The organism is Chitinophaga sp., assembly GCF_036566945.1.
Classification (GTDB): Bacteria; Bacteroidota; Bacteroidia; order Chitinophagales; family Chitinophagaceae; genus Chitinophaga.
The window spans coordinates 1-3,799 of record NZ_DATCVJ010000982.1; the positions used below are offsets into that span (position 1 = coordinate 1).

At 46.3% G+C, this 3,799-nt stretch carries 4 protein-coding genes; 2 read left to right on the forward strand and 2 right to left on the reverse strand.

What is annotated here, in order from left to right; all coding sequences use genetic code 11:
* Positions 1 to 123 precede the first annotated feature (123 nt).
* The gene (locus VIP81_RS29395; RefSeq protein ID WP_331970181.1) at positions 124 to 975 is read left to right on the forward strand and encodes a 3-hydroxyacyl-CoA dehydrogenase family protein; all 852 of its coding nucleotides are present in this window, start codon (positions 124 to 126) and stop codon (positions 973 to 975) included.
* Positions 976 to 1,020: 45 nt separating this feature from the next.
* Positions 1,021 to 2,007 carry an NAD-dependent epimerase/dehydratase family protein gene (locus tag VIP81_RS29400; protein ID WP_331970184.1) on the forward strand — a complete coding sequence of 329 codons (987 nt, stop codon included), beginning with the start codon at positions 1,021 to 1,023 and terminating at the stop codon, positions 2,005 to 2,007.
* Between the two features lie 106 nt (positions 2,008 to 2,113).
* Here VIP81_RS29400 and VIP81_RS29405 read toward each other — a convergent pair whose 3' ends face one another.
* On the reverse strand, positions 2,114 to 2,815 hold the full coding sequence (locus VIP81_RS29405; RefSeq protein ID WP_331970187.1) for a hypothetical protein: 702 nt from the start codon (positions 2,813 to 2,815) through the stop codon (positions 2,114 to 2,116).
* 58 nt (positions 2,816 to 2,873) lie between these two features.
* The coding region (locus VIP81_RS29410; protein ID WP_331970190.1) for a UDP-3-O-(3-hydroxymyristoyl)glucosamine N-acyltransferase at positions 2,874 to 3,799 on the reverse strand (926 nt) is incomplete at its 5' end.

Below are 3,799 nucleotides of genomic sequence, written 5' to 3' on the forward strand. Positions count from 1 at the left end.
ACAATCCTGAAAATCTTTTTTTAATCTTCAAAAATCAAAGGATAACAATCCTGAAAATCATCAAAATCAGTATAATCCTGAGTAAGACAAACTCGTCATTCGTCATTCGTAATTCTTTCCCAAGTGATTCAATCTATTGCCGTATGCGGCGCAGGCACCATGGGTGCCGGAATAGCACAGATAGCGGCCTATAGCGGATTTAATACACTGTTGTTCGATATACAGCAGGAAGGTCTGGATAGGGCGAAAGCACAAATTGAGAAGAGCTTAACAGTAGCAGTAGAAAAAGGCAAACTAACGGCCGGCGAGAAGGACCTTATTCTGCAACGTATTCGTTTTACCGCCGCCATAGAAGACTGTATAGCCGATGTGATCATTGAGGCTATAGTAGAAAAACTGACCGCTAAAACAGCCCTGTTTAATCAGCTGGCGGCCATCAACTCACCCGATACCATCTTTGCTACCAATACTTCTTCCTTGTCTGTTTCTGATATTGCAACGGCCGTAAGTAGTCATCCTTCCAGGGTGGTGGGTATGCACTTTTTTAATCCGGCACACCTCATGAAACTGGTGGAAGTAGTGAGTGGCAAAGATACCGCTCCCGAAGTAGCAGATATCGTGTATGCACTGGCACAACAAATGGGCAAGGTACCGGTAAGGGTGAAGGATGCGCCGGGATTTATTGTCAACAGAGTAGCCAGGCATTATTACCTGGAAGCCATGCACGCGGCTGAGCAGGGACAGGCCGACTTCAGTACCATTGACCAGTTGCTGGAAAGCGCCGGTTTTAAAATGGGTCCTTTTGCATTAATGGACCTGATAGGCAACGATGTGAACCTGGCAGTAACGCAGTCGCTCTACGATGCATTTGCGCATGCTCCCCGTTTTAAACCGAATGTATTGCAGGAGCAACGGGTAAGGGATGGTAAGCTGGGACGCAAAACAGGATTGGGTTTTTACAGGTACGAACAATAGTTTTAGTTATTTTTGGTCCTCTTATAGCATTAGAATTTAGTCTTCATGATTTTAGTAACCGGCGGTACAGGTTTTTTGGGTAGTCATTTAATTCGGGCATTAGTTGCTGCAGGGAAACCTGTCAGGGCATTGTACCGTCAACAGCCTTCTCCCCGATTGCAGGATATTTCAGATAAAATAGAATGGGTTCCCGGCGACATCCTGGATATCTTCACCCTGGAAGATGCTTTGGTGGGTGTAACCCAGGTATACCACTGTGCGGCGATCGTATCTTTTCAGGCTGCCGACAAGGACCGTCTCCTGAAAATTAATGTAGAAGGAACGGCAAACGTGGTAAATATGTCGTTGGATGCCGGTGTAAAAAAACTGTTGTATGTAAGCTCGGTAGCTGCCATAGGCAGGGCCCGGGAGAATGCTGCGATCAATGAAGAATGTGAATGGGAAGACAGCAAAAATAACTCGCGTTACAGCATCAGTAAGTTCCAGGGTGAAATGGAAGTGTGGAGAGGTATGGCCGAAGGACTGGATGCCGTGATTGTAAACCCGTCTATTATTTTAGGCGCCGGTTTCTGGGACGATGGTTCGGGCGCGTTGCTGAAAAATGCCTGGAAGGAATTCCCCTATTATACGGAGGGTGTAAATGGTTTTGTAGATGTACTCGACGTGGTGCAGGCTATGATACAGTTGATGGATAGTGACATTCATGCAGAGCGGTTTATTCTTTCTGCGGACAACTGGGGATATCAGCGTCTGTTTACGACCATGGCACATGCCCTGGGAAGGAAGCCGCCTCATATAGCTGCAAAGCCCTGGATGGCAGAAGTGGTATGGCGTCTGGAAAAAGTGAAAGGAATGATAACGGGAAAGCATCCGCTGGTAACAAAAGAAACTGCCCGTACCGCACAAATGAAAGTGAATTATGAAAACACGAAAGTGTTGAATGCATTGCCGGGTTTTCAGTTCCGACCGCTGGAAGATACGATTAAGCAGATTGCCGGCGCCTTTTTGCAGGAACGTTCCGGAAAGCAATAAAAACAGGCGTTATAGGGTATCCCGCTATTCTGGAATGACTCACCCCGTGTTATTTCCCACAGGCCTCCTTCTCCGGAGGCGCTATTTAAATCAGCCTACTTCTCTACTACAACAAAAACGCCGCAATGGCTGCTGACAAAGTTTTAGCGATTTCAGGATCTACTTCGCTGCTTACCCACACCCTTGGTTTGTCGCCGGGAATTACTGCCGCCACGGGTTGCCCCCGATACTGGAATTCATAACAGCTGTTTTCATAAGAATTGACCTTACCGTAACGGTTATGTGCGGTGATGCGGATATCCGTATCTGTAGATCTTAGTATGCCTACTGGTTTATTTTCATTCAGCTCCAGGTAGTGCGGTGTTTTCACAATCATTTCCCAGCGCTTTAGCGGCTCATTTTTGGTGCCATTGATCAGGGTATAGCGAAGGTCCGTAGCAGCTGCCAAACCACTTAAATAAGACGGTAAATTACGGTTGGTAAAGGCAATGGCTGTTGTGTTCATGGTTTGTATCAACAGGTGTTCGCTATTACCGTTCAGATAAAAATTAAAGGCGTTTTTAGGGTCTTTAATGAAGGTGGCCTCCGCTACTCCATTTTTGCGGGATGTAGTGGAATAAAGGCCCAAAGAGATGGTTTTAGCGGTAAGCCAGCCATCCTTCACTTTGGTGGTCCATTCCTGATCGTTGGTATAAAGGGAATGCGTGGTGCTGGTGTTTTTGGGTGTGCTGCAACTCCAAAGCAGCAGGGAGAGGAAGACAGCGGGTAATAGCTTCATGAAGCAGGTGGCTTTTGAATGTAGTGGCATGGATGGAAACAGATTGTTTATCTGCCGGGGGCAAATAAACAATCTGTTGTTGAAAAGCTTATTTCAGATCTTTTACTTTTTCCCAGATTTCGGGAATGCGTTTGATCCAGTTAATTTCTTTCTTTCTTTCGCGGGCATCTTCTACCGGGCTGCCAAAGTATACCTTGCCACCTTCGAGGTCACCTGGTACACCGCTTTGTCCGAGAACAACGGCGCCTTTTCCGATAGTAAGATCTTTGTTCACACCCACCTGTCCCCAGAGGATCACGTTATCTTCAATGTGGGCTTTACCGGCAATACCTACCTGTGCAGCAATCAGGCAGTTCCTGCCGATTACGGTACCATGACCCACGTGGATCATGTTATCCAGTTTGGTACCACGACCAATGATGGTGTCGCCGCTTACGCCTTTGTCGATTGTACAGCCGGCGCCGAGTTCCACATCGTCTTCTATGATCACCCTGCCGCAGCTCAGCATCTTATCATACATCACTTCCCGCTCTGCTCTTTTCTTAAAGTAAAAAGCATCTGCACCGAGTACAGTACCTGCATGAATAACTACGTTGTCGCCTATTACACAGTGATCGTAAATAGTAACGTTAGGATGTATCAGGCAGTTACGTCCAATACGCACATGATTGCCAATGAATACGTTGGGTTGAATAACAGTACCTTCTCCGATAACAGCGCTATCGCTGATGGCTTTGGTTGCCGGTTCAAATGGTCTGAATCTTTTTACCAGTTTTACATAGGCACTGAAAGGGTCATCAAGTACCAAAATCGCCTTGCCTTCGGGGCAATCTACCTTTTTGTTAATGATGATAATTGTTGCTGCCGAATGCAGACTGGCGTTATAGTATTTCTCAAAGTCAACAAAGGAAATATCTCCTGGTGTTACCTTATGAATTTCATTGATGCCAGTGGCCATCAATTGACTGTTGCCAATCAGCTCTGCGCCTATATATGCTGCTATTTCAGTTACTG